Below are 26,149 nucleotides of genomic sequence, written 5' to 3' on the forward strand. Positions count from 1 at the left end.
ATGAGTGAATTTCAAACAAATTTAGAAAAATATGCAGAACTTGCTGTTAAAGTTGGCGTCAATATTCAAGAAGGACAAACTCTTGTGGTGAACACTACATTAGAGGGCGCTGATCTTGTCCGCATTATTGTAAAAAAAGCTTATGAAAGCGGCGCTCGTAATGTCATTGTTAATTGGAATGACGATATCGTCGGACGCACCAAATACGAGTTGGCACCGGATGAGGTGTTCAACGAGTATCCAGAGTGGCGTGCAAAAGAGACGATTGAACTTGCAGAAAACGGTGCTGCTTATCTATCTGTCATCTCCTCGAGCCCAGACTTATTAAAAAGTGTAAAACCTGAAAGGATTGCAAACTTCCAAAAGGCATCTGGTACTGCACTGAAAAAGTGGCGTCAATATATGCAATCCGATAAAGTGAGCTGGTCGATAGTCGCGGTGCCTTCAAAGGCTTGGGCTGACAAGGTGTTCTCTGATGAAGCAGAAGAAAAACGCATTGATAAACTGTGGGAAGCCATTTTCAAAGCTGTTCGTGTTGATGTGACGGACCCTGTAGAGGCATGGAAAAAGCACGACGACACGCTTCATGAAAAAGTTAATTATTTAAATGAAAAACATTACCAAAAATTGCATTACACGGCTCCTGGAACAGATTTAACAATTGAGTTACCTGACAAACATCTTTGGGTCGGAGCAGGCAGCATTAACGAAAAGGGGCATGAATTCATGGCTAACATGCCAACTGAAGAAGTGTTCACGGTTCCATTAAAAACGGGTGTAAACGGTACGGTTTCGAGTACCAAACCGCTTAGTTACGGAGGAAACATCATTGATAACTTCTCTGTGACCTTTAAGGATGGCCGCATCATTGAAGTAAAAGCTGAAGAAGGCGAAGAAATTCTAAAGCAATTAGTTGAAACCGATGAAGGCTCCCACTATCTAGGAGAGGTAGCACTTGTTCCTTTCAACTCTCCAATTTCTCAATCGAATGTGTTATTTTTCAATACTTTATTTGATGAAAATGCGTCTAACCATTTAGCGATTGGAAGCTCTTATGCTTTCTGTATTGAAGGCGGAAAAACCATGAGTCCAGAAGAGCTTGCAGAAAATGGACTTAACGAAAGCCTTGCCCATGTAGATTTCATGATTGGTTCTGATAAAATGAACATTGAAGGAATCAAACAGGACGGCACAAGCGAACCTGTCTTCCGTAATGGGGATTGGGCGTTTTAAGAAGAGCATTGATATAGAAGGGTTTGAACGTTAAAAAAAACCTTGAGTGCTCACAGAAATGGTCACATTTCTTTACGAAACAAATTATCAAGTTCATCAGCCACGTGTTTCTGCATACTAGGAAGCACGTGGCTATACTTGTCTAACGTAATTTGAATAGTCACTAAGATAATGTTCCGCGTCCTTCTTAGCATTCCTGTATTAGTAAAATGGATAAACCCCACCAATCTTAATGACTGGTGGGTTTTATGTATATATAAAAAGACAAAGTATTTTAAATCAAAAATACTTTGTCCTCAAATTAATATCCTAGCGTAAACGGATGAACACGGCAACTCCGGTTAGACCAGAGTCAAGGTTCAATACTTGTACAAATCCATTTCCAAGTAAACAAAGTACAGCAGCAATGAAACAATCACCAGGATTTAAAGTGTTATCGCAAGGAGCAGCACTTCCAATCACTGTAGCTTGTACTATTGTTTGCTGAGTTAAAGGTATTAACGAAGTTCTTTCCCAAAGAATCGTAACTACATCCACAGTAGTAGGAATAACAGACATATAATTCACCTCTTTTCGTTGTTAATATATTTAATGCAACTTCAGACAGCTTGGTTCATTCTTTTGTCATGCTACACAAAAAAGAGGCAGATTTATTATCTGATGATTATTCAAGAAAAACCTCAGCTACTTATTCAAAAGGAAACGAGCGAGAAACTGAAAATCCAAGAACGCCTTGAAACTGCCAAGTTGTTGAAACGAAAGCTCAAATTATCACGCATACCGCTGAAACTGAACTACTAATGAAGTTTGGGAGTACGACCTTTGTCACAATTTGCCGATTTCGGGGATAGCATTCATTTAAGAAGAACGGGAAGTTTAAGTATTGAGGTTTTTTGTAAGTGAACGATAGAATGGTTGACCATAAAGATTATCTCTCCTTTTCTGGTCACATTTGGTTACAATTATCTTTATTCAAATCAATAAGCTCCGTTCTAACAGTAATCTCACGCTTTTAAGCATGTTTATCAGCTTAAACCAGAACTTCATTTTTTTGTCAATACACATGAATCACATAATATCCCATGGAATATCTTGGACACATTTTTTATTGTGAAATATGTTATACTATTAGTAAAGAGGGTGCATATATTGAAAAGCAATAAGTATAATAGCGGTGAAACAGTAACTATTCAAGATACTGATGAATTAGTAACAATTAATAAATGGGCATATGTAAAAAACATGAAAAGATATTCTTATACTGTCAAAGAACATCCAACTACTTTTTTCTTTGAAGAAGAATTAAAAAAGGCGTAAGATTTTGATTTTACAATACGCACACAAAAAAACCCTACCATATTAGTAGGGTTTTTCTTTGTCTTTTTCCCACAATAAAGAACAGACTCCCATCGAGGAGTCTGTTCATATAGGTTACAATTTAATTTTAAAATTAAGCTTTTTGAACGTTAGCTGCTTGAGCTCCACGAGCACCTTGCTCAACGTCGAAAGTTACTTTTTGACCTTCGTCTAAAGATTTGAAGCCTTCGCTTTGGATAGCTGAGAAATGTACGAATACGTCGTCTCCATTTTCACGCTCGATAAATCCAAAACCTTTTTCTGCATTAAACCATTTAACTGTACCTTGTTCCATTTTTGTTGCCTCCTAGTGCTTAACACACAATGTATTACTATTTTTGATCGTTTGGTTAAGACAATAACTAGTATGCTCTCCCACAATCAAAAACAATTCTTTATTAGAGTAACATGAAATGATAAAGATAGCAAATTATCTGGTGATATTTTAAATTCGCAAGAGTTATTTCATTCATTCTATTTCTGCTTGTGACATCGCATTTTTTCATTTCCTTCCAATTATATGGTTCAGATAAGGATGAACGGGCCATATCAGTGTATAGGAAACAGTACTATTTACATTCAATAAGAGCAAATAACTAGGAGGTCTATCAATGAAATATGCGGTTTTGACAGTAAGGTAATCGTAGCATATAGCAGTTATGAAGCACTTGGATTTTTTTTTGAAGGAAATCGATGACCAAATTGGTTTTGTTGATAATATAGATATAGAAGAAGTTGATGCTGATGAAAGAGTCGAGGTTTCATATACTAGGCATTCCCTGTACAAGACACTTGAGCAAATCTATCAAGTGAAAGAATTTTGGGAAGTGCCTGATGTTGAATAACCTACAATTAAGAAGCCCCCCACCGTGCAGGGGAGGGATTTCGATTTAGAATTTATGTTCAGGTATAGTTAAATTCCAAACAGCTTTGTCAAATAGTATTTGGTAATGGCCAGATATTCACGAATATAAGATTTGACCAGGACCACTTTTGGTGTCTTTGCTGGTATCCCGGTCATGTCCAAGCCTACGCTTTTGGCCATTTCCACCCCACGATAGATATGGAAATCATTAGTAACAATCAATCCTGTAGCTGTTGGATTCGGAATAAGATCTTTTGAGTAAGCAATATTTTCAATGGTTGTTGTTGATTTGTCTTCCATAATGATCCTTGCCTCTTCAATTCCCTGATTGATTAACTCTTGCTGCATTGCCTGAGCTTCTGAAATATCTTCTCCAGGACCTTTGCCGCCCGATACAATGGCTATCGTATTTTTATTTGCTTTTAAATAATCAGCAGCCTTATCAATCCGGTATTGTAAAGATAATGATGGAACTGTTCCTTTAACCCTGGCCCCAAGGACAATAAGGTAACTGGCATCTTCAGGAATTGGCTGATGACTGCTCTCTTGAATTTTCATATGTAAAACCCCAAAATACACTAGTAAAGCAACAACACCAATTACAACAAATTTTACCGCCTTTTTCAAAACTACTTCCCCGTTTCATTTTCTATCCATTATATAACATGTTTTACCATAACTCACCACATAACTATAACCAAATGCTGTAGACGCACAATAGCGGGAAATCAACGTGACTTCCCGCGTTATTGCACTTAGAATGGCCTTAAGGACTAAGCTTACTCAACCCGATTCTATCGCAAAGACCACAAACATTCTAATACTAATAAAGGTTATTCTATTCAGCCATTATGTCATCATAAATCAATTTACCAATTTTACTGATGACTTGACGGCTTTCATCCTCTGATTTCATATCTTCGGTAAGGACGACAGCATAAACGGTTTGAAATTCTGAACGAATGATCGCACAATCATGTGCAACGCCCCGAATTGCGCCCGTTTTGCTTGCGACCTTTACCCCTTTCCCCATTAGTGATGGGAGTTTATCTCTTAATTGCTGATTGTCAAAAGCTCGTAAGATTTTTTCCTGGCTTTCTTTCGTTAAAAAGTCGCCTGTATGTATGGCTTTTAGGCAGGTAATCGTATCTTCAGCCGAGATTGTATTATCCCGCCCTTCCTTTAATGCTTTGAAATCCTGCATTCTGCGCCCGAGAATAGTATTTTTCAGACCAAGTTCTTTGATGCATTGATTAATTTCATCATGACCTAGCAAAGTCATCATCATATTCGTGGATGTATTATCAGATACAGTTATCATCAAAGTCAATAAATCCTCAACGGTTAAAAATACTTTATTCGATAAGACGTGCAGGACGCCCGATCCTCCAGTCACTTCATTAGGCGGAATGGTCACCGGCTGATTTAAGTAGATTTTCTTTTCTTCACTTTGACGATAGCCTTCGATTATCATTGGTATTTTGATCAAACTCGCTGATTGGAAGGATTCATCATCGTGATAGCTGATAGTATCTCCATCGGCATTTTCAATTTTATAAGCAATTCTTCCATCAAATGTTTCAACTAATGCTAAGATTTCGTGCTCTATAGTTTGTAAAGTCATCGATTCTTTTTCCCCCTTAAGATTTCAACAAATTAACTATTAAAAACTCCTCTTACTTATTCTATCATGCAAAAAGCAGTACAATCTTCTACAAATTCTATATTGATTAAATTTTCATTATAGAACAAATAAAAGGTTTTCACTTCCCAAAAACAAAAGGAGCCTTCGTATCGAAAGCTCCGTTGTGGTCTGGAATTAATTCATCTAGCTTTTGCAGGTCGTCCCTTTGCTAAGGGGAATCGTTTCTTTTCAGTGGTATCCACCTGTGTGATTTCCCCATCATGAACAGTTATAATAACCGATCCATATTGTAGATCTTCCAAGCTGGAAATGATATGTCTGATTTTTAACTCCTCTTTTTTTCCATATTATCCTCCTCTTAATAATGGTAATTAAGCACCATTCATACCTAATAATAAAAAGAGATTGTACGAAAAATTCACACGTACTCTTCACACCTCTAAAACTTGCTTTAGGAAATTGGTTCATCTTCTGTTTTTTCTTCCTTTTATCTCTCTGGATAAGAAATAATCAGTTCATATTAAACTCCATATTCTCCTCCCTTCAAATATTAAGAAAATAAAAGGCACCCTACATCTAACAGGATAGATGGAAGGGTGCCTTTAGTTGACTAATCGGCAATTTTTATGAGTCCAATAGTTACATAAAAAATCAATCATGCAAATTTTAACAATTCAATTTACACCGGTAAATTACACTATTCTTACCAACTAACTTGGTATTACCACTATAATCCAATAACCACTCTTTGTCAATTATCATTTAAATTTTCTGATTAATCTGCGTATTACATTTTACCTAATTAGCACTTTACCAAACTAAACGATTCGAGATATACTATTTTAGTATAAGTTGTCGGTATATAAATTCAAACTGTATTTAAGAAAGGTTCGATTATAAATGGAAAATAAAAAATGGGGTTTATTGATTTTGACCACATTCGTAATTGGAAATATGGTCGGCGGTGGAATCTTCATGCTCCCTGCTCAATTGGCACAGGTTTCAAGTCCATTAGGTGCTACTTTGGCATGGATGGTTACTGGACTAGGAGTATTTTTAATAGCACTCGTATTTGGTAACTTAGCTGTACGGAAACCGGAGCTGAAAGCCGGTCCCCAAAGTTATGCTCAGTCATTATTTAAGTCTCCTACAAAAGGAAGGCTATCAGGATACAGTATGGCCTGGGGTTATTGGGCTGCAAACTGGGCTGCAACAGCCTCTGTCATCATTTCATTTGCTGGTTACTTATCGACGTTTTTCCCTGTCATGCATAGTACGAAAGTGATTTATACAACAGGTTCTTTCAATCTCGAACTCGGTAAAGCACTAACATTTGCAGTATGTACCATTGCTCTTTGGGGGATTCAGGCAATTTTAGTAAGAAGTTTTAACAGTGCAGGAAAACTAAACCTTGTTGCAACAGTTACAAAAGTGCTTGGATTCTTGTTTTTCATTATTGTTACGATTTTCATCTTTGATTCTTCTAATCTTGGAAACGGTGCAGAATTTTACGATACAGCTGGGACATCCATCTCCTTAGGTGCTCAAGTTAATGCTGCAGCGATATCAACATTATGGGCCTTCATCGGCATTGAAGCAGCTGTGATGCTCTCAAATCGCGCTAAGTCACAAAATGATGTAAAAAAAGCAACGATTCTTGGTTTGCTTATCGCTGTTGTCATTTATATTGGAATTACCTTATTGACAATGGGTGCTATTTCACAAGACGATTTAAAAGTTTCACAAAAGCCACTTGTTGATGCTTTACAAGCTGTGGTTGGTTCAAACGGTACGTATCTTATGGCCGCTCTTGCTGTCATTTCCTTGTTAGGCTCAACAATCGGCTGGATTGTCGTTGCATCTGAAGTTCCTTACCAGGCAGCGAAATTAGATTTATTCCCGACTTATTTTGCGAAAGCGAATAAAAACGGAACACCTGTTCGTTCTATGACAATTACAAATATCATGACACAAATATTCTTATTCTCCACTATCTCTGGAACGATTTTAGAAGCTTATAAATTCTCTATGATTGTCGCTACACTTGCATACCTGATTCCTTATCTCGTATCAACCTTATATCAATTGAAATTAGTCGTAACTGGGGAAACATACGATTTCATGAAAGGTTCAAGAAGTCGCGATGGTATTATCACTATCCTGGCATTAGTTTACTCCGTCTGGGTCATTAAGACAGGTACAGCTGACATGGATACGTTCAAACTAGGCATTGCCTTATATGTACTTGGAATCGTGCTATACCCACTCTGGATGAGAAAGAAAGCATAAACCTAAAACGCCTTGGCATTCAACTATGCCAAGGCGTTTCTTTATATCTGCTTCAAACTTAGTTTCGTCCTCAGCCGAACCCTTTCTCCTGGTCCTAATTCCCTCAATCCTGTTAATTCTGCTGACAAATCTAGATTAGGAGCATTCGTTACCCATGTATATGGTTCAGGACATACAAACCCCTTCTGATTGAATAATACCCAAAACTTAAAATGGTCATCACCATGATAGCAGACTTGTAGACCTGCTTCTTGATCGGTGAGTACGCACTCGTTTTCCAAATCCTCATCATAGCCAAATATATCATCAAACTGTCGCCCCTCAATGCTGAACCCATTTTGAATTTCCATCGTATTTGGCGTTGCTTGAATTTTCCCAGTTGGTAATGACCTGTCATTCAACTCCCATTGTTTATTTACAGGCAGTGAAATCCTGCAATCCATCAACTTACTGCTTGGTACAAATGGAAAATTGAATATCGTATGATAACCCACTCCCCATGGAAAGGGCTCCTGGCCATTGTTGATGATTTCTAGTTGTACATCCAATGCATTATCGTTTAAAGAAAAAGTCATATATATTGTAAAATCATGTGGAAAATATCTTTTTAGAAAAGGAAAATCACTACTTAAAAACTCGGTTGTTATTACGATTTTTTCTCCATTTACTTCTCTTTTAATAACTTGCCATGGCTTATCATATAATAAACCATGAATATGATTTGATTTTTCTATTTCATTAATCGGAAATTTATACGTGATCTGCTTATATGTAAATTGGCCACCCTCAATCCGATTAGGAGGAAACAAGATTGGCATGCCATATAATATTGGAACTTCTCTATAGTCTTCTAACGTTTTCGGTGTTCGCAGCAACTCAATATCATTCTGTTTGAACTTAAATGAGAGAAGATTACTTCCTAAGACTGGTACAAGTATTGCTTCTATTGTTTCATTGCCAAACTTTATTGCCTTTTCATTTAAAAAAATGATATCTTCTATATAACCTGTCACTTACTCTCCTCCTTTACCATGAGTATATATTCATCCTACTTGCCTCAACCACATTTTGCAACAAATGGAAATTAAACACAGTGAAAATATCATAACAAAAAAACTATCAATATAGTATTTAAACAACAAAAAGGATGCTCCCTTTAGGAACATCCTTTTTGTTTATCTATTACTTTCACTTACTAAGGCAACTATACCCTCTTCATCATCCAAAACAAGTTCAATACCTGAATATGGATCTATGTTCAAATATTCATCCAACCATTGGCGAAGAGCCTCAATCAAATTGATGGTAATTAACACTTGTTTCCGGCCGTCAACATACGTTTCAGCGGAAAAACCGTAATCATCATCAAACATCAACTCTACTTCTACCTCATTAGGTTGTACCTGCTTTTTACGAGCAATGTAAACACAAACTGCATTAATGATATCTTGTTCGGAAATTCTTAGCCTCTCCATGGGTTTGGATCCTCTTTTTTCTTCTTATCTTTGAAATATGTGAAAATTTTACGGATTACAACCACTAATGCAACAACCGCTAACACGTTAATTAACAGACCAAGTACAGAACCTAGCGCTCCCATATTGGCGAATAGACTACCAAATAGTAGACCTGCTAGTCCTCCTAGCATTATCCCTTTCATTAAGCCGCCTTTAGAAAACGAGCTTCCGCTTTTTGTATCTGTTTTTGCTTTGTTCGTAGTCGCATCAGATTTTTTCGTTTCTTTATTTTGGAAATTCGATTTATTACTATTAGTGTTGCTGTTAAAACTTCTTTTTCCAGACTTATAGCCCCTTGCATCTACTGATTCCGAGTGATCTTTGAATACGTAGGTGCCAACTGGCGAGAATGCTAATGTAATCGTGAGTAGAGCTGCCATAAATTTTTTCATCATGATTTTTTTCCTCCGTTTTTAATAGTATGGAATGTTGTTTCATTAAATATCTTTTCAGATTTGCTGAAAGTCCACATCACCTATCTTTATTTTATCTTATAGTATTTACGTTGATAATCAAAATAAGTTTCACTTTTTTCTATATTTCTTCAAAAAAAAATCCCAAAAAAAAATAAGCAGGGTATGCTCTCCCCCTGCTTATTGATGAGCTATTAATTTACACGAACTACACGTCCATTGAATTTTTCTGCCCAATATCCGCTTCCCATATTAGCAATAGCAACACCTGTTGAACTTTGAGAACCGATAAATTTGCCGCCACCAACATAAATACCAACATGTCCATCCGTTTTATAGGTATTGAAAAATACTAAATCTCCAGGTTGCATCTGGCTTTTAGATACTTGGCGTCCTGCACTTGTCAAGGCACCTGTACTTGCTGGTAAATTCACACCGGCTTGTTTGTAAGCCCATGCAACAAATGCTGAACAATCGAATCGGCCATTAGCAATGTCCGATGCTGTTCTTCCGCCACCGAATACATACGTTGAGTTACCGATATATTTATAGCCTGCTGTAATTGCAGAGCCTGTATTTGCACTACTTGGCTTGCTTGATGTTTCAGTTTTACTAGCTGTAGGTTTATCAGTAGAACTGTTTTTAGATGAATTTGAAGATGATTCACCTTTAGAAGAACTTGATGCCGACGCCTCGCCTTTAGAAGAACTTGATGCCGATGCTTCGCCTTTAGACGAATTTGATGATTCTTTACTTGAAGCATTTGAAGAATTCACTTCTTCCGCGGCACGGTTAAGATCAGCTTTCTCTGATGCTTTAAGTTCTTCTTCTTTTTTGATGTTTTCACGGATGGATGCAATTTTAGCCTCTAAACCTGCATCTTTATTCTCTAAAGCCTGTTTAAGAGCTTTTGTTTCTGATTCTTTCTTTTCAAGCTTTGCCTTCATATTAACGGTTTCTGCTTGTTGTTCTTTAATTTGAGATTGCATACCTTTAAGCTCTACGTCCATATCCTTTAGGCTTTGCAATTTTTTCTCTACAGTCGCTTGTTTTTTTTCTAATTCAGCTTTATCTGCTTCCTGCTGACTAAGAATCTCCCGATCTGCTTCTACAATTGCAGCTACTGCTCCAACACGATCAACAAGTTCACGGAAACTACTAGAACCTAAAAGAACTTCAAGGTAGTTAACATCTCCACCGCTCTCTTGGAATGCAAGGGCACGCTCTTTCAAGACTTCCTCGCGTTTTGCGATTCTTTCTTCCAAAGCTTTAATTTCTTTCTTTAAAGAATCTATATCTTTTTCCGTGTCTTTAATTTCTTGTTTAGTATCTTTAATTTTTTCGTCATTTTCTTTCATTGCTGTTTCAATTTGTGCAATTTGGGAATTCATTTTCGATTGTTCTTTTTTCAATTCCTGAATAACTTGTTCTGCCGCTGAAATATCTGATTGGATTCCTGTGCGTTCTGATTGAATTTCCGAGATAGATTCAGCTTTTACTGATGGTATCGCAAAAGCGCTTCCTAAGCCGAGCATAATAGTCGTGTTTAATATAATTAGTTTTTTCTTCAAACTCATTTCCCCTGCTTTCCTCCCTGTGCATTTCAATTGACCTACTTCTTTCTTCTATGAAAATAGTAGCCAAAATAAATTACTAGGAACTCTTCTCTATTTTTTTACTCATTATGTAATCTTCTAAGGTTGTAACAATATAATAATAAATTCTGAAACTCTACTAAGTATTTCACCTAATTCGTAGTATAACATCAGATTTTGTCAAATAAGTAATAATAATATTACAATTACATTTCATTTTTAACATCAAACGTAAAATTTCGACTTTTTCACGATATAAAACGACCATATATTTACAAGTTCCTTCATTTTCCTTTCTATCTAGCGTTTAGCACCAAAGAACTATATTCTGAAAGTAAGATAAAAAGCTGCTATTTCCAAAATAAGTTCAGTCTTGTTATGGAAAATATCCGCTTAACTTTAATAGAAAGCAATAAAGCAAGAAACCTTCAACATTTGGCTTATATTAAATTATAGCTTTGTTATATCAAGCTATTGATTTTCACAATTTACTAGAAAGCCTACAGCAGAGCGAATATTAAAAAAGGCAGCGAATCCCCCCGGGATCGCTGCTCTCCTCCATTTATGCTCCTGCCCAAACATCCTTTGCATATCGACCATTCGCCTCTAATGATTGCAACCATTCTGTGGCTTCTTCTTTAGATGATTGATACAAATGCATATAGCTTTCGATTAACGTTTGTTCAACATCCGGTGCCATTTTGCTTCCGTCCCCGCAGATGTATAAGTGTCCGCCTTCTTTTAATAAAGAAAGAATGTCTTGAGCGTTTTCTGCTAACCGATGCTGGACATACATTTTTTCTTGACCAGGACATCTTGAGAAAGCGGTGTGCAGTGTTATAAGACCATCTTGTTCAGCTTGCACGAGTTCTTCTTGATATAGGAAATCGTGTTCGGGATTGCGGCATCCAAAGTAAAGATGGGCCGCCCCTAGTTTTTCACCTTTTTCTGTTAGGGCGCGGCGAGCCTGAATAAATCCTCTGAACGGTGCAATTCCTGTTCCAGGGCCAATCATAATGATAGGTTTCCCTGTTTGCTCCGGAAGCTGGAAGTTGGATTGCGGTGTATTGATAAAGCAGGCTACCTTGTCTCCTTCGGAACGTTCTGCTAAATAATTTGATGCAATTCCTTTGTATTCTCCGTTGCCACTCCAGGCATCTCCACGGACGACACTAACAGTGATGCTTGCTTTTCCTTCCTTGTGAAGTGGAGAACTTGAAATAGAGTAGTATCTAGCCTTTAAAGGAGGCAGTAAAGCTAGAAATCCTTCAAATGGTATTTCACATGCAAGGTACTTTTCTGTCAGGTCAAGCATAGTAATGCGTTTGTTCAGAATTTCTTGTTTATAGGTACTGTCCTCAAGAAGCTTTTCAAGCTCTTTTACATGGGGAGGACATACCGTGTGAGTAGCAAGCGTCCGAATTTGAGAACGGGTAGCAGGTTCTTGTAACTCCACATAGTTAGATAGTAACTCCTGTAATTTTACAGGTTTCTCTGTAGGAAGATGGGCAGCTTTTCCCGAATCTCCAGTCAGTTTGACATAGTCTTGGCCGTTAAAATTGAATCGACTGAGCACTCGCTCAACGAGTTCCGATGGATTTTGAGGAAGAACCCCGACATGGTCGCCTTCTAGATAATGAATACCCTCTGGAAGAGTTAACTCTATATGCCGTGTACTTCTTCCGCTATCCTCATGTTGTAATTCGACACTCCTGTTCACAACAGCTGTAAAAGCATGATGAGTGCGGGCGAGCGGTGTGTCGCTCACATCACTTACAAAATTCATCATAATCGAGCTGTTTTTTCTATCATTTATATTTAGTTCAATGTTCAAGGTTTGGGCAAGCTTCGGCCAAAGGGCTTCTGTCCATTTCTCGTAATCCCCTTCAAAATCATCGCTTGCATCTCCATAACCTGTTTCTGACAGACGATTAGCTCCTTTTTGTTCCAGTTGTTCATCAATGAAGGTTGGAATACGTTGGTACGTATTGGCCCAATTGCGGTCTCCGCATCCAAAGATAGCATAGTGAACACCGTCCAATGTTCCATCCTGACTTTCCTTCAGCCATGAAACAAAGTCATTTGCATTGTCTGGTGGATTTCCATTATAAGATGCTGAGACAATGAGAACAGCTCCTTCTTGAGGAAGATGATTTGTGTAATCATTTAAAGGAGCAACCTCGGTATAGAAACCTTGTTGACTCCCCGTTTCAGCGAGATCACGAGCTATTCCTTCTGCGGTTCCCATGTTTGATCCAAACAGAACGAGTAATGGCGTGCCATGTGCAGATTCAATAGAAGCTTCCGTTGCTTCTAAATCCGCATACACTGGTTCTGGAGAAGCAACGGTAAATGACATCGCCGGCTTCCTAGGTGAAACACGCATGGTTAATCCATCCGGTTTAAGAGTCAAAGTTTCTTTAACATCCAATTGATAATCTTTATGATCTATCAGGTCAAAGTGTTGTAAAACCATTCCGAGCACCAGAGTTGCTTCATGAAGAGCAAACTGCTGCCCGATACAGGCACGCTGTCCGTTTCCAAACGGTTTATAAGCATGGTATGGAATTGAAACCGGATCCTCAAAACGTTCTGGAATAAAGGATTCTACGTCTTCTCCCCAAACGGATGGATCACGGTGAAGCTCTGGAATAAGAAGAGTGAACACCTCATCTTTCTTCACATTGTATTTTCCGTTTAATGTGGTGTCTTCTTTCGCATAAACAGAAAACGCCGGAGCAGTTGGCCACAGACGAAGCGCTTCATTTAACACCATCCGAACATATTTCAATTTCTTCACCTGTTTATAATCAGGAACCTCGTCACCCAGTACTTCATCGACTTCCTGCTGTGCTTTTTTTAACTTTTCCGGGTTATTCATAAGAAAATAGATGGCGAAAGAAAGGAGACCGCTCGTCGTTTCATGTCCAGCGATTAAAAAGGTAATGATTTGATAACGAATATTTTCATCATCCAGTGCTGCACCAGTTTCAGGATCAACCCCTTTTAACATATGGGAAAGAAGGTCATCTTCTCCCTGATCACCATTTAGTTTTCGTTCTGTAATCAATTCATCTACAAGTGAGAACATGTATTGAATGTCTTCTCTGAATTGTTTTTTAGACTTAATCATCAGTTTATCTTGAACACCGAGTCGCTGCGTTTGACTCATCGCTTCATCTAATGCACGCACCATACTGTCGACAAAGGGATGGGAGGTCTCTCGATAAAAACTGTTAAAGCGGTAATTAAATCCGCAGAGTCCAATCGTATCTAAGGTCAAGCGTGTCATATCTTCAGGAATATCAATCTCATCAGCGGGATTTAAGCGAGCCCATTTTTGGATGAGTTGGGTAGCAAGATCTACCATTTTTGCATGATAGCCCTTCATTGCCTGCTGGCTAAAGCTAGGCAGCAGAATGTTATGAGCCTTTTTCCAATTTGTCTCCGATGTTTCACTTGTGAAAAGGCCATCACCACCAAATGCTCTCACTTTTTGCAGGGCAGGACCGACTTTCTTATCAAATCTTGTTTCATCACAAATTTCTTTAGCAAGGGCAGCGCTGGATACAAAGGTACTAATACGACCCGGAAATTGAAACTGAAAAACCGGTCCAAGTTCCCTAGCCAGCTTCATGAATGACTGAAGTGGCTTATCCTTATCAATAACAGGCAGGCTTCCGAGGGGTCCATAAGTTTTTGGCTGTGGAAATTGAGTTATATTTGTCATTTTTTAGCACCTCTTTAAATAAATTAGCTAACGGAATGAACATTCATTCCGCTAAGTGAATGAAAAATCAAATTTTTCTCAAACGTGTAATCGTACAGCATCCCAAATGCTTTCTTCTACATCTGCTAAAAGTTTTGCTTCAGGTTCTAACTCCCCAATACGGACAAGTCGTTGAAGCTCAAGAAATGCTCCGTAAATAATGGCAATCAAAGCTGCAGAAGGAAGCTCCTTAATTTCTTTTTTTGCTTTTCCTGAATCAAAGAAACTTTTTAATATATTCAGTAGCCCTTGAAAGCTAGAATGACTTTCTTCATTTAAAAAATGGGCACTACTATGTGTTTTTATAAAATAAAGCGCTTGACTGTGCTCGGTTGTAAAGTGAATCATTGATATAAAAATATGGTGGAACTGATTTCGAATCGATTCATCATAAGGAAATCCATTCTCAAGTGTTTCAGTAAAAATATTCAGGTACTCTTGAAAAATCTTGTTCCCGAGCACTTCCTTATTCTCAAAGTAACGATAGATGGTACCAGCTCCAACTCCTGCCGATGTAGCAATCATTGGAATCGTCGTCGCATCATATCCCCGCTCAGCAAATAGTACCAAAGCGCTGGATACTATGCTGTCTCGTTTATTTACAGCAGTTTGCATAATAATTCAGCCTTTCATTAATTAAATGCGGAATGAATGTTCATTCCTGTTAATTATATACCCCATAAAATTCCATCTCAACCACTCATTGGACCTATAATTTGTGAAGGTTTTGTTAACGGATGGGGGACAAAAGGCTGAGTAGTCGTCATTTGAGAGAAGGAGTTAAATAGATAATATCGTTAAAGATGGCATTTTTCTTTGTCTGCAAGGGGTTAGAGTGGGTATTTTAATAATTTTGAGGTTTAAGATAGTGTAAATAAGTTTTTTAAGTATCGTTAGGAGACATGGAAAAGAGCGCTATCCTTTTTCAGTAATAGCGCCCGATTGCGGAATATTGAAAAATGCGAAAGATCTGTAAAAATGGCTTCTCAGTTATTTTTACTAAAGCCACTTGTTTAATAGTGTTCCATTCTAATTGTACTGATTTATTATGAAAACCTCACCATATTCATATTAACATTAGGGCGAAGTAATTTTCCGAACACCTTATTGCTCAATAAGTTTTATAACATCAGTCAAGCTCTTTTCTACCATAGATTGAAGACGTAAAGAATGATTTTCAAAAGCTAAAGCTTCTGTAACGGGATTTGGTACGATTACACACTTTAATCCAGCATTTAGAGCCGATTGAAGTCCATTTAACGAATCTTCAAATGCTACGGCTTCTGTGGAATGAATGTTCAAAATTTCGATTGCCTTTAAATACAAATCAGGCGCTGGTTTTACTTTTTCAACATCATCCCCTGTGATAATAACTTCAAAATAGTTTAGCAGTCCGAGTTCACCCAAATAATGAGTGACCCACTCTTTTGTTGAACTTGAAGCAAGGGCAATTTTATATCCAAATTTTTTTGCTTCTTCTAAATAATCCTTTACACCTTCACGTGCCTGGGATGTTTTCATCTTTACTTTATGTAAGCTTTTTGCTCTAACTTCAATTTCTTCAATATTACAACTTTCCCCCAGTTTTTCTTGGAAAAACTTATAAAGTTCAGTATTATCTGTTCCGATACATTTAACAAAATGTTCGAGAGGCAAATCAGATTTATAAAAACCCATAGTTTCTTTATAAGCCTCATACCAAGCCGTCTCCGTGTCTAAAATTAAACCATCAAAGTCGAAAATAACAGCTTTAATCATAATAATTTCCTCCTTTTTACTTATTAGAAGGTAACACTTTTTCCTGAAATACACATTGATTGAAAAGCACAAGTTTCATAGTGATTACTATCCTTAAATAAACGTACATTAGTGAATACCCATGTTCAACTAAATTGTTCCATTTTTGAATAACTTAGAACTTCGATTCACCGTCTAATAATTTCTTCTCTTATTCAAGAATATGGCCCATTTGTTGAATAAAGATCAAACAGCACTCTCCAACAAATCTTGGTAAAACTCATGTTGGAATTCTAATGTCAGGTGGAACATCCAGGGTGTTATTTGATGATGTTAAAGTTATCGGTGCTAAAAAATAGATTATGAGGTTGATAATTTTAAACTTAACAGAACCTATATTGTAAAAAGTAATAAAAATAAAAGGTGGTATATATTATACATGACTAATATGTACCATTTCCTTATTTCATAATCTGGTCCAATTCATTAGGAAGGGCGCATTTCTTTATCCAGAAATGCGCCCGTTTGTTGAAGAACAATTAGACGATGTTGTTGTTCTTTTGTCTGAATAGTTCGGATGGTAAAGTAAGGGTTCAGCCGAGATACGTATAAAATGGGTCATAATCTAGAGAGTTTATTTCCAGTTATACTTCGTTTTTTTTGTAACAGAATCTTCTTTTCAATTCTCGATTCTCTAAAGATGAATAAAGATTTTTATGCAACTATTATTGTATAAACTCTTTTGGTTTAGTCCGACTGCTATAACGCCTACTTACTATAGTAATGAGTGGTGTTCCAATGATTGTAGGTATAAACCATAATAAGAGAGAAGGGATTTCATTCACTAATGGAATCTTTGAACCATTAACGACTAAAGTAGCCGTAATAATTCCAATATAAGACCCTAACATTCCTCCTATATGCATCTTCAACCAATTTCTCCAACGTAGTTTTCTTGCTAAGTATCCCAAAAGAACTAAGCTATAAGAAAAAATTGCAATATAGAAAAGATAAGCACTTTCTGACCAGTTCACGATTGCCATTACAAGGGAGGTTATGAAAATTACAAGATACCCACCATGATACACTTCTCCAATGGTAGTATGATTGCCTTTCTTTTTCTTTGCTATTGATGCTATCGACCCTGTCAATAAACAAACACTGCCTGCAATAATGTGAATGACAAGCAGAACAGTAACAACGCCCATTCAGTTATCGCCCCTTGAGATAATTTGATTATTTCTATTACCATTTTTCTGCAAATAATTGGTTGAATATGTTAACATTCATTATTACTATTCTGCTATTTAGCGTAATATCCATTATTTCAAATTATTATAATTATTTATTTTTAAAGAATACCACGAAGAACAGAATTTAATCGTGGTTTTACTACATCAATTTTGAAATAAACATTGTTGCAATGCCAAAGTAGATAAGTAACGATAGTATATCATTCAGTGTTGTAATTAATGGACCAGAGGCCACTGCTGGATCGATGTTGAATTTATATAATATTAGAGGAATAATGGTCCCAGCTAAAGTCCCAATAATTAGGGTCATAACTAATGAACTTCCAACCACTAACCCTAGAACAGGATTTCCTTGCCAAACAAAAGCTATAATGGAAATTAATATTCCACAGGTAATGCCTATTATCAGTCCAACTTTAAGTTCTCGGATAATAAGTCTAAAAACAACTCCTTTATCCGTATCAGTAGTAATTAGACCTCTTACAACAACAGCTAATGATTGAGTACCTGTATTTCCAGTCATCCCTGCTATCATCGGCATAAAGAAGGCAAGTGCAACAACTTTAGACAATGTTTCTTCAAAACCACTAATAATAGTTCCAGACACTAATCCGATAAATAAAAGTAAAATAAGCCAGGGAAGTCGGCGATACGCAGCCACATGTGCCTTCGTGTCAAAATCAATAGCTTTACCAGATGCCGAAAGTTTTTCAATATCTTCGTTTGCTTCCTTAATGACAACGTCAATAATATCATCAACGGTTACAATTCCTAATAACTCATTATTATTATCTACAACAGGAATTGATAAAAAATCATAACGCTCAATAACATGTGCTACCTCTTCTTGGTCTTCATAAGCGAATACGGAGATAACTCTACTGTACATAATATCTTGTATTTTTTCATTCTCATCATTTATTATTAAATCTCGATATGAGACTACACCTACTAATTTTTTATCGTTATCAATTACATACAGATAGTTAATCGTTCCCGAGAACTCCGCAAATATTTTAAGTTTTTCAACTGATTCACGAACCGTATAGTGTTGAGGGATCCACACAAAACGGTTTGTCATTATTCGTCCTGCCGTTTCAGGGGGATAATTCATGATATTTTGTACGATTTTAGATTCTTCTTGTTTCATACCTGAAAGAAGTTCTTCAATTTTATCCGGAGATAGGTTCTCTAACAATGAAGCTAAATCATCATTATCCATTAGATCCATTACTTGACCTGATTTTTCAATTCCTAATTTAGTAAGAATTTTTAATTGATGTACTTTTTCAAGTTCCTGTATTAGTTCCGCGATTTGTTCTGGAGTAAGAAACAATAAGAAACGTGTATGATGTTTTTCTGGAAGCCCCTCAAAAATTCGAGCAATATCATAAGGTTGGAGTTCTTCTAATATTGCTTGAAATTCTTTCTTTTTTCCTTCTTTTAATGCTTTTATGATTTGAAGAGTTATTTGGTCTTCAGTCATGTCTTTTATCATCTTCGCCACTCCTTTTTTGAGGAGCAAAAAATATTTCCCCTTAACGATATATTAAAAGTAAGAAAAATATTTTATAATTCCCCTTCCTTAATCTTTGTATTTATTTGATATTTATTATGCTTCGAGTATAAGGTCGTGAATAGTTATCCACTATCCTCACCTCCCAGAAAAATATAAAAACACCTCCATTACAAATGGAGGTGTTCACACGGTACATTTACGTACATTTCTGAATGACAAATACACATACGTACATTGTCTGAATGACAAATACATAGCAGAAATCCTGTTCCTCCATTCGTAGAGCTTTAGCACTGTGTGGCATAGGACAACGCCAGCTACATTAAAAACCACCTTATGTCGATGGTTTCTGTTGACCCATTGGCGTCTTTCGACATTTTTGGGCAGTAGCATATCTCCTACACAGGAGCCTCACCTAACGAGGATATTTAGTTTACCAATCCACTCTAAAAGAGTTTCTTTTAGAAGTCAATGTTTTTTTATTAATAAAATTAGATATTGACGCTAGTTAATGATAATAAAAAAACCGCTAATTAGCGGTTTTTTGGTTAACTTATCGACTTCCTGTTAGATTCCAGCCATATAGTCAACAAAGACCTTCAATTCTTTGGGCCGGACAAACACTATTTCTCCTTTTTTTAATTCAAGATTATTATATTGTTCTTTAGTAAGTTCGATTTCAAGCGGTTCATTTATATCCTGACGAATCACTTCAATACGGACAATAGGTCCAATTGTATGAATATGGTCAATAACAGATGCAATCGAATCCGTTTCTAATGATTCTCTTTCTATGATAAAGTTATGAGCTCTTACATAACCAGTACTCTCTCCATCCTCACTGTCTGGAACATGTATTTCCACATTTCCTGTTGCCAATTTCCCTTGATGAACCTTGCCCTTGAAAAGATTGACACTACCGAGAAAATCGTAAACAAATGGATTCTTGGGTTGATCATATACTTCTTCCGGAGTTCCAATCTGTTCAATTTTCCCTTCATTCATGATTACAACTCGATCAGCAACATCCATCGCTTCTTCCTGATCATGTGTTACAAAGACACTCGTAACATTGAATTCATCATGAAGTCTTCTTAGCCAACGCCTAAGTTCCTTACGCACTTTAGCATCCAGTGCCCCGAATGGTTCATCAAGCAAAAGAATATTCGGCTCTACAGCAAGAGCCCTTGCCAATGCCACACGCTGACGCTGGCCGCCTGATAATTGAGAAGGATAACGGTACTTATATCCTTCCAACTTAACTAGCTGAAGCAATTCTGTAACCTTTTGTTCAATCGCTGTTTTACTAGGTCTTATTTTTCTTGGACGAACCTTTAAACCGTAGGCAACATTATCAAAAATGGTCATGTTGCGAAAAAGAGCATAATGCTGAAAAACAAAGCCCACATTCCGATCTTTCACATGCTTATTGGTGTAATTCTCTTCATTAAATAAGATATTTCCGTTCTCTGCCTGTTCAAGTCCAGCAATGATACGTAGCAATGATGTTTTTCCCGAACCAGAGGGGCCAAGTAGCGCTACAAGCTCCCCGCTTTTTATTTCCAGATTGATATTTTGGAGGGCTTGATAAGACCCATAATATTTTGTAACATTTTCGATGACGATACTCATTACTTTCCCTCCTAACTTACTTTTGATGATTTAAAGTCTGTTTTCCATTCTATGAAACTTTTAATAACCAACGTTATGATTGCAAAAATGGACATCAGTGATGCCACGGCAAAGGCCGCTGAAAATTGATATTCATTGTATAAGATTTCAATATGAAGTGGCATCGTGTTCGTCATCCCGCGTATATGGCCTGATACGACCGATACGGCCCCAAATTCTCCGATTGTCCTCGCATTACATAAAATGACTCCATATAAAAGGCCCCATTTAATATTAGGAAGCGTTACATACCAAAACGTCTTGAATCCTCCTGCTCCTAGTGTGAGCGATGCCTCTTCTTCAGACGTTCCCTGGCTTTGCATGAGCGGAATTAATTCACGTGCAATGAATGGGAAGGTAATGAAAATAGAGGCGATGACAATCCCTGGTATCGAAAAGATCACTTTAATATCATAGTTTTGCAACAATGGACCAAGGGCCCCATGTAAGCCAAATAAAAGTACAAAAATCAATCCAGCAATGACTGGTGAAACCGAAAAGGGTAGATCAATCAAAGTTATTAAAAAGTTTTTTCCTTTAAATTCATATTTTGTAATCGTCCATGCCGCCACTACCCCAAATATAGCATTAAGCGGTAACGTGATTAGGACAACGATTAATGTTAATTTAATGGCAGACATAGAATCAGGATGGGCTATGGCCGCAAAATAAGCATCAGCCCCCTTTTCAAAGGCTTTTACAAAGATTGCGATTAATGGAACAACTAAAAATAAAGTAAGAAATAGCAACACAATGGAAATAAGAATCCACTGTATAGATTTAGGCTCTTTCGTTGCGTTTCTCGTTAAAATGACTGGTTTGTTCGTCTCTGCAGCCACTGAATTGTGATTTGCCAACATGTCCCCTCCTATTTCCCGGTATATCTTTTGCTAGTCCACCATTGTAAGATATTGATGGTGAACAAAATTAGAAATGTAATAATAAGCATGACGGTGGCCACAGCAGTTGCACCCTGATAATCATACTGTTCGAGTTTTGTCATGATGATAAGCGGTGAAATCTCTGTTTTAAAAGGCATATTTCCTGCAATGAACACAACGGATCCATACTCTCCAAGCGCCCTTGCAAAAGAAAGTGCAAAACCCGTCAAAATCGCTGGTATCAATTCAGGAAAGATAATTTTAATAAACGTCTGCATTCGATTCGCCCCTAGCGAAGCAGATGCTTCTTCCATTCCTTTTTCTATATTTTCAAGCACCGGTTGGACCATGCGGACAACGAAAGGCAGACCGATAAATATCAGGGCAATGATAATCCCGATGGGAGTGAAGGCAATTTTAAAGCTGAAAAATTGGCCAATCCACCCATTCGGTGAGTACAAAGTGGTCAATGTAATCCCCGCTACAGCAGTCGGCAGGGCAAAAGGCAAATCAACTAGACCATCGATGATTCGTTTGCCAGGAAATTCATAACGAGTCAGCACCCAGGCAATTAAAACGCCAAAAACTGCGTTCACAAAGGCCGCAGTTAAAGCTGTCAGAAAGCTTAGTTTATAGGAAGCAACGACCCTCGGTTCGGTAATAGTCGCCCAAAAATCCTGAAACCCCATTGTAAATGTGTTTAAAAAAACCATGGATAATGGAATCAAAACGATGATGGATAGATACAGCAATGTAAACCCCATCGTTAGTCCAAAACCAGGTATGGTTCTTTTTTTCTTTTGTTTAACTTCCGCTATATTCATCGATTCGCCCCAGCTCTTTCTGATTGATTAGTGAAGGAGAAAATGTGAATTTACATCTTCTCCTCCAACGCTTATTGTGGTTGATAAATTTCGTCAAATGTACCACCATCATTGAAATGTGTTTCCTGGGCTTTTTTCCACCCGCCGAACTTTTCATCAACAGTCACCATATCAATATTTGCAAACTGATCCTTGTATTTAGCAAGAACCTTCTCATCCCTCGGACGATAGAAGTTCTTTGCTGCAATTTCTTGACCGGCATCTGTATAAAGGTATTCCAGATAGGCCTCAGCTACTTCCTTCGTTCCTTTTTTCTCAACCACTTTATCAACAATAGCTACTGGAGGTTCAGCTAGAATACTAATCGACGGATTCACAATTTCATATTTATCATCACCGAATTCTTCTAGTGTTAAATAAGCTTCATTCTCCCAAGCAATTAGTACGTCACCAATTTCCCTTTCCACAAATGTGGTCGTTGCACCTCGTGCTCCTGAATCCAAAACTTCAACATTTTGATAAAGCTTTTTCATAAAACCCTTCACTTTGGTTTCATCATTATTAAAACTCTTTTCTGCATAAGCCCATGCAGCCAGGTAATTCCACCTTGCTCCACCACTTGTCTTTGGATTTGGCGTAATTACGGAAACATCCTTTTTGATTAAATCATTCCAATCTTTTATACCTTTCGGATTATCTTTTTTTACTAAAAACACAATAGTTGATGTGTACGGTGTCGAGTTTTCAGGTAAACGTTTTTGCCAATCTTCCGCTAATAAGTTACTAGCTTCATAAATGGCATCAATATCATAAGCCAATGCCAGTGTCACGACATCCGCTTCCAACCCATCAATAACCGCTCTACCTTGTTTACCAGAACCGCCATGAGATTGCTGAATCGTTACATCCTGACCTGACTCTTCTTTCCAATGTTTCACAAACGCATCATTAAATTCTTGATACAGTTCACGCGTCGGATCATATGACACATTCAAAAGCTCCACAGACTTAGAGTTCCCTTCTCCTTCTGTTTTTTCTGAATTACATCCTGCTAGTACTCCAAAGGCTAAAATCAAACTTGAAAATACCATCAACTTTTTCATAAACTTCCCCCGTTTCACTTTTTCCAACAAAAAAGACATACTATTTCCTTCAATTAATATATAAGGAGATAGTATGCCTTCAGTTTTCTGATCAGCAAATATTCTGTTTTTATGTATCACTACCATAAAACAAAGTATACCAAGTTGTCAACTATGTTTTTTCTTTTTATCTTTTCCGCGACGCTTATTTAGATTAAAATAATATAGTCTGTATTAATGGAATTATATAACCAATGCAAAAGAGCTCAATCTCATTAGATTGAGCTCTTTTGCATTCTTTGTTCTCGCTTATACTAAAAACTCAAGATTTTGATTCTTTCTGATACAACTTATTGTCCACAATATACTGATAACATTGACCAGGCAGTAAATATCTCGGTTCTCCACCCATCGCGAACTCATCTCTTATATATGTCGAACTGATTTCCATGGAGAGACCTTTATCAATAAGGTGAAATGTATTGCCATCATCATAATTTCTCAGCAACGGACTTTTGGAAATGATTTTCAGCATATCTATTCCATCCCGGGCCATGACGATAAATTTATGATTGGCAATCAACTTTTCCCTGAATTTCCAGCGTAAGTGTACCGGTAATTCCTGATTATCAATATCTTCAAGAAGATCGGCACCCATAATGAAATAAACATCATCCTTCGGGTACTGTTGTTTAAAGTATTCCATCGTATACCAAGTATACTGTTTACTCGTCCCAGCCCGTTCATTAATTTCATAATCACTAACTTCGAACAGCGGGTTGTCCTCGATAGCTAGCCCAAGCATATCCCAGCGATGTTCATTACTCGTTTTCATCTGTTTATCAATCCGATTATCGGCGCAAGGTAAAAAAATAACTTTGTCCAACTTAGCACGATGTGCAATGGTAGATGCTGTCCATAAATGGACATTCGTAACTGGATCGAAGGAAGATCCGTAAACTCCAATTTTGCCCATCTCTTATTCCCCCTCGTTTAACCCTTCCTTTTCAGCACAGCCCTGACCGGACTGCCGTCTCCCTCTTCTAACGCAAGCGGCAGTGCTGCCAAATCATACAGTCCCGGCTCCACGCTTTCTAGGACTAGACCTTCCAAGATATGAATACCACAACCTGACAGAGCATGGTGGGCAGGCAATTCTTTGCTGTCGAGATAGTCAACGGAAGGCAAATCAAGTCCAAGCAACTTCACTCCTTTATCAGCAAGATAAGGTGCTAATTCAGGATCAATTGTAGGAATCCATTCAGGAAAACGGCTGAGATCCTTCCACTGTCCTGTTGCCAGTAATAACCGTTCGATGCCTGTAAAGTCGATACCTGTAAAAGCCTCAACTCCAATACTTTTAGTAGCATCTATCTTTACTAAAAGTGCTGGGCCAATATATAAATCCAAATCGAGCTCAATGATTTTTTTTCCGTTTTCATCAAAATGGAAAGGAGCATCAATATGTGTTCCTAAATGTGTACTCATCCTAATTTCCCCAACATTGACTGATGATCCCTTTGCTATTGAAGAATTCAGACGATATGAATACGGTGTATCTCCTGGCCAATATGGCGTATTTTCGTTCAGTCGCTGAGAAATATCTCTCCATAGACTCATCTATTTTCCCCTCCAGTCTTGCTTACAGCTTTGTTCGCAGTGTCCAGAGTTCAGGGAAAAATGGCTGGTCGACCACTTTCTTTAGGTAGCTCACTCCCGACGAACCACCTGTGCCCATTCTTTGGCCGATGATTCTTTCTACCGTACTCATATGATGGAATCTCCAAAATTGTTGCTGACTACCAATATCAACAAGCTTTTCGGCCAGCTCATATAAGTCCCAATATTTATGAACATCACGGTAGACCGTCAGCCAGGCACTCTCCACACTGGCATTTATTCGATATGTTTCAGACCAATCCCTTTTCAAAACGGATGCATCAACCGGAAGACCTCTTGCAGCCAAGGCCCCAATCGCAGCATCATAAATACTAGGTTTATTTAAATTAACCATCATCGTTTCATAAAGTTCAGGCTGATGTCGAAAAACGGTCAATATTTGCGTATTCTTTTGGCCCATTGCAAATTCAATCAACCGGTTTTGAAATGATTGAAAGCCAGAAGAGTTTCCGAGTTTCTCACGGAATTCCATATAATCCGATGGCGTCAAGGTCGAGAGAACATTCCACGATTGAACAAGTTGTTGTTGAATCCTTGATACCCTAGATAGCATCTTAAAGGAAGGCTCCAAACGTCCTGCCTTGATATTGTCTGTTGCTGCTGTTAATTCATGAAGAATCAGTTTCATCCATAATTCACTTGTTTGATGAATGATAATAAACAACATCTCATCATGATGACCGGAAAGCAGGTGCTGACTCGATAGAATTTGATTTAAATGTAGATAGTCCCCATAGGACATATCCTTTTCAAAATCAGTAACCATTCCTTCTTCTAAACGATTCTTATCAGTCGGTCCCTTATCCATACTCTCTCTCCC

The 26,149-nt window shown here is 37.5% G+C and carries 25 protein-coding genes and 1 riboswitch; of the genes, 4 read left to right on the forward strand and 21 right to left on the reverse strand.

Annotation, left to right across the window (positions count from 1 at the left end; all coding sequences use genetic code 11):
- Positions 1 to 1,233 (forward strand): aminopeptidase, encoded by a 1,233-nt coding sequence (locus JFU50_RS02730; RefSeq protein ID WP_201221600.1) that lies wholly within the window; start codon positions 1 to 3, stop codon positions 1,231 to 1,233.
- A gap of 309 nt (positions 1,234 to 1,542) precedes the next feature.
- Here JFU50_RS02730 and JFU50_RS02735 read toward each other — a convergent pair whose 3' ends face one another.
- Complete coding sequence (locus JFU50_RS02735) at positions 1,543 to 1,791, reverse strand: hypothetical protein (protein WP_201221602.1); 249 nt, start codon at positions 1,789 to 1,791, stop codon at positions 1,543 to 1,545.
- Positions 1,792 to 2,382: 591 nt separating this feature from the next.
- Between JFU50_RS02735 and JFU50_RS02740 the strand changes: the two genes are divergently transcribed.
- On the forward strand, positions 2,383 to 2,550 hold the full coding sequence (locus JFU50_RS02740) for a hypothetical protein (RefSeq protein WP_162878786.1): 168 nt from the start codon (positions 2,383 to 2,385) through the stop codon (positions 2,548 to 2,550).
- Between the two features lie 133 nt (positions 2,551 to 2,683).
- Here the strand turns inward: JFU50_RS02740 and cspC are convergent, their stop codons facing one another.
- The gene (gene cspC, locus JFU50_RS02745) at positions 2,684 to 2,884 is read right to left on the reverse strand and encodes a cold shock protein CspC (protein WP_010331195.1); all 201 of its coding nucleotides are present in this window, start codon (positions 2,882 to 2,884) and stop codon (positions 2,684 to 2,686) included.
- Positions 2,885 to 3,269: 385 nt separating this feature from the next.
- Here cspC and JFU50_RS02750 point away from each other — a divergent pair, with 385 nt between their 5' ends.
- Positions 3,270 to 3,434 carry a hypothetical protein gene (locus tag JFU50_RS02750; protein ID WP_201249868.1) on the forward strand — a complete coding sequence of 55 codons (165 nt, stop codon included), beginning with the start codon at positions 3,270 to 3,272 and terminating at the stop codon, positions 3,432 to 3,434.
- 68 nt (positions 3,435 to 3,502) lie between these two features.
- Here JFU50_RS02750 and JFU50_RS02755 read toward each other — a convergent pair whose 3' ends face one another.
- The 3 genes from JFU50_RS02755 to JFU50_RS02765 form a co-directional block, all read right to left on the reverse strand.
- Positions 3,503 to 4,081 (reverse strand): YdcF family protein, encoded by a 579-nt coding sequence (locus tag JFU50_RS02755; RefSeq protein WP_242489019.1) that lies wholly within the window; start codon positions 4,079 to 4,081, stop codon positions 3,503 to 3,505.
- 211 nt (positions 4,082 to 4,292) lie between these two features.
- Entirely contained in the window at positions 4,293 to 5,078 is a 786-nt protein-coding gene (locus tag JFU50_RS02760) for a serine hydrolase (RefSeq protein WP_056530792.1), read from the reverse strand.
- A gap of 200 nt (positions 5,079 to 5,278) precedes the next feature.
- Positions 5,279 to 5,422, reverse strand: a complete 144-nt coding sequence (locus tag JFU50_RS02765) for a YezD family protein (protein WP_201224995.1) — start codon at positions 5,420 to 5,422, stop codon at positions 5,279 to 5,281.
- Between the two features lie 577 nt (positions 5,423 to 5,999).
- Between JFU50_RS02765 and JFU50_RS02770 the strand changes: the two genes are divergently transcribed.
- Positions 6,000 to 7,388 (forward strand): amino acid permease, encoded by a 1,389-nt coding sequence (locus JFU50_RS02770; protein WP_201181730.1) that lies wholly within the window; start codon positions 6,000 to 6,002, stop codon positions 7,386 to 7,388.
- A gap of 41 nt (positions 7,389 to 7,429) precedes the next feature.
- Here the strand turns inward: JFU50_RS02770 and JFU50_RS02775 are convergent, their stop codons facing one another.
- The 16 genes from JFU50_RS02775 to kynA form a co-directional block, all read right to left on the reverse strand.
- Entirely contained in the window at positions 7,430 to 8,401 is a 972-nt protein-coding gene (locus JFU50_RS02775; protein ID WP_201221604.1) for an aldose 1-epimerase, read from the reverse strand.
- A 162-nt stretch (positions 8,402 to 8,563) separates the two neighbouring features.
- The gene (locus JFU50_RS02780) at positions 8,564 to 8,863 is read right to left on the reverse strand and encodes a YxcD family protein (RefSeq protein ID WP_201221606.1); all 300 of its coding nucleotides are present in this window, start codon (positions 8,861 to 8,863) and stop codon (positions 8,564 to 8,566) included.
- The gene (locus JFU50_RS02785) at positions 8,851 to 9,300 is read right to left on the reverse strand and encodes a hypothetical protein (RefSeq protein WP_342366265.1); all 450 of its coding nucleotides are present in this window, start codon (positions 9,298 to 9,300) and stop codon (positions 8,851 to 8,853) included. Before JFU50_RS02785 ends, JFU50_RS02780 begins: the two co-directional genes overlap by 13 nt.
- 212 nt (positions 9,301 to 9,512) lie before the next feature.
- A complete protein-coding gene (locus tag JFU50_RS02790; RefSeq protein ID WP_201181735.1) occupies positions 9,513 to 10,895 on the reverse strand; it encodes a C40 family peptidase in 1,383 nt (460 codons plus the stop codon).
- Between the two features lie 580 nt (positions 10,896 to 11,475).
- On the reverse strand, positions 11,476 to 14,643 hold the full coding sequence (locus tag JFU50_RS02795; protein ID WP_201221608.1) for a bifunctional cytochrome P450/NADPH--P450 reductase: 3,168 nt from the start codon (positions 14,641 to 14,643) through the stop codon (positions 11,476 to 11,478).
- A 78-nt stretch (positions 14,644 to 14,721) separates the two neighbouring features.
- Entirely contained in the window at positions 14,722 to 15,297 is a 576-nt protein-coding gene (locus JFU50_RS02800) for a TetR/AcrR family transcriptional regulator (protein ID WP_057216637.1), read from the reverse strand.
- A 489-nt stretch (positions 15,298 to 15,786) separates the two neighbouring features.
- On the reverse strand, positions 15,787 to 16,440 hold the full coding sequence (locus tag JFU50_RS02805; RefSeq protein ID WP_201221610.1) for an HAD family hydrolase: 654 nt from the start codon (positions 16,438 to 16,440) through the stop codon (positions 15,787 to 15,789).
- 704 nt (positions 16,441 to 17,144) lie between these two features.
- Entirely contained in the window at positions 17,145 to 17,627 is a 483-nt protein-coding gene (locus JFU50_RS02810; protein WP_201221612.1) for a DUF2306 domain-containing protein, read from the reverse strand.
- A gap of 184 nt (positions 17,628 to 17,811) precedes the next feature.
- Positions 17,812 to 19,170, reverse strand: a complete 1,359-nt coding sequence (gene mgtE / locus JFU50_RS02815; RefSeq protein WP_056530868.1) for a magnesium transporter — start codon at positions 19,168 to 19,170, stop codon at positions 17,812 to 17,814.
- Positions 19,171 to 19,455: 285 nt separating this feature from the next.
- Positions 19,456 to 19,621, reverse strand: a riboswitch (M-box (ykoK) riboswitch).
- Positions 19,622 to 19,758: 137 nt separating this feature from the next.
- The gene (locus tag JFU50_RS02820; RefSeq protein WP_201221614.1) at positions 19,759 to 20,823 is read right to left on the reverse strand and encodes a sulfate/molybdate ABC transporter ATP-binding protein; all 1,065 of its coding nucleotides are present in this window, start codon (positions 20,821 to 20,823) and stop codon (positions 19,759 to 19,761) included.
- A gap of 11 nt (positions 20,824 to 20,834) precedes the next feature.
- Positions 20,835 to 21,701, reverse strand: coding sequence for a sulfate ABC transporter permease subunit CysW (cysW, locus tag JFU50_RS02825; protein ID WP_377372447.1), 867 nt, complete (start codon positions 21,699 to 21,701; stop codon positions 20,835 to 20,837).
- Between the two features lie 29 nt (positions 21,702 to 21,730).
- Complete coding sequence (gene cysT / locus JFU50_RS02830; RefSeq protein WP_053345054.1) at positions 21,731 to 22,567, reverse strand: sulfate ABC transporter permease subunit CysT; 837 nt, start codon at positions 22,565 to 22,567, stop codon at positions 21,731 to 21,733.
- 71 nt (positions 22,568 to 22,638) lie between these two features.
- Complete coding sequence (locus JFU50_RS02835) at positions 22,639 to 23,670, reverse strand: sulfate ABC transporter substrate-binding protein (RefSeq protein WP_201249871.1); 1,032 nt, start codon at positions 23,668 to 23,670, stop codon at positions 22,639 to 22,641.
- 301 nt (positions 23,671 to 23,971) lie between these two features.
- A complete protein-coding gene (gene nadD / locus JFU50_RS02840; protein ID WP_201221620.1) occupies positions 23,972 to 24,625 on the reverse strand; it encodes a nicotinate (nicotinamide) nucleotide adenylyltransferase in 654 nt (217 codons plus the stop codon).
- A 17-nt stretch (positions 24,626 to 24,642) separates the two neighbouring features.
- A complete protein-coding gene (gene kynB, locus JFU50_RS02845) occupies positions 24,643 to 25,269 on the reverse strand; it encodes an arylformamidase (protein WP_201221622.1) in 627 nt (208 codons plus the stop codon).
- A gap of 22 nt (positions 25,270 to 25,291) precedes the next feature.
- Positions 25,292 to 26,137 (reverse strand): tryptophan 2,3-dioxygenase, encoded by an 846-nt coding sequence (gene kynA, locus JFU50_RS02850; RefSeq protein ID WP_201181753.1) that lies wholly within the window; start codon positions 26,135 to 26,137, stop codon positions 25,292 to 25,294.
- Positions 26,138 to 26,149: the final 12 nt, after the last annotated feature.

It is taken from the genome of Peribacillus sp. TH14 (assembly GCF_016651145.1).
GTDB classification, from domain to species: Bacteria; Bacillota; Bacilli; order Bacillales; family DSM-1321; genus Peribacillus; species Peribacillus butanolivorans.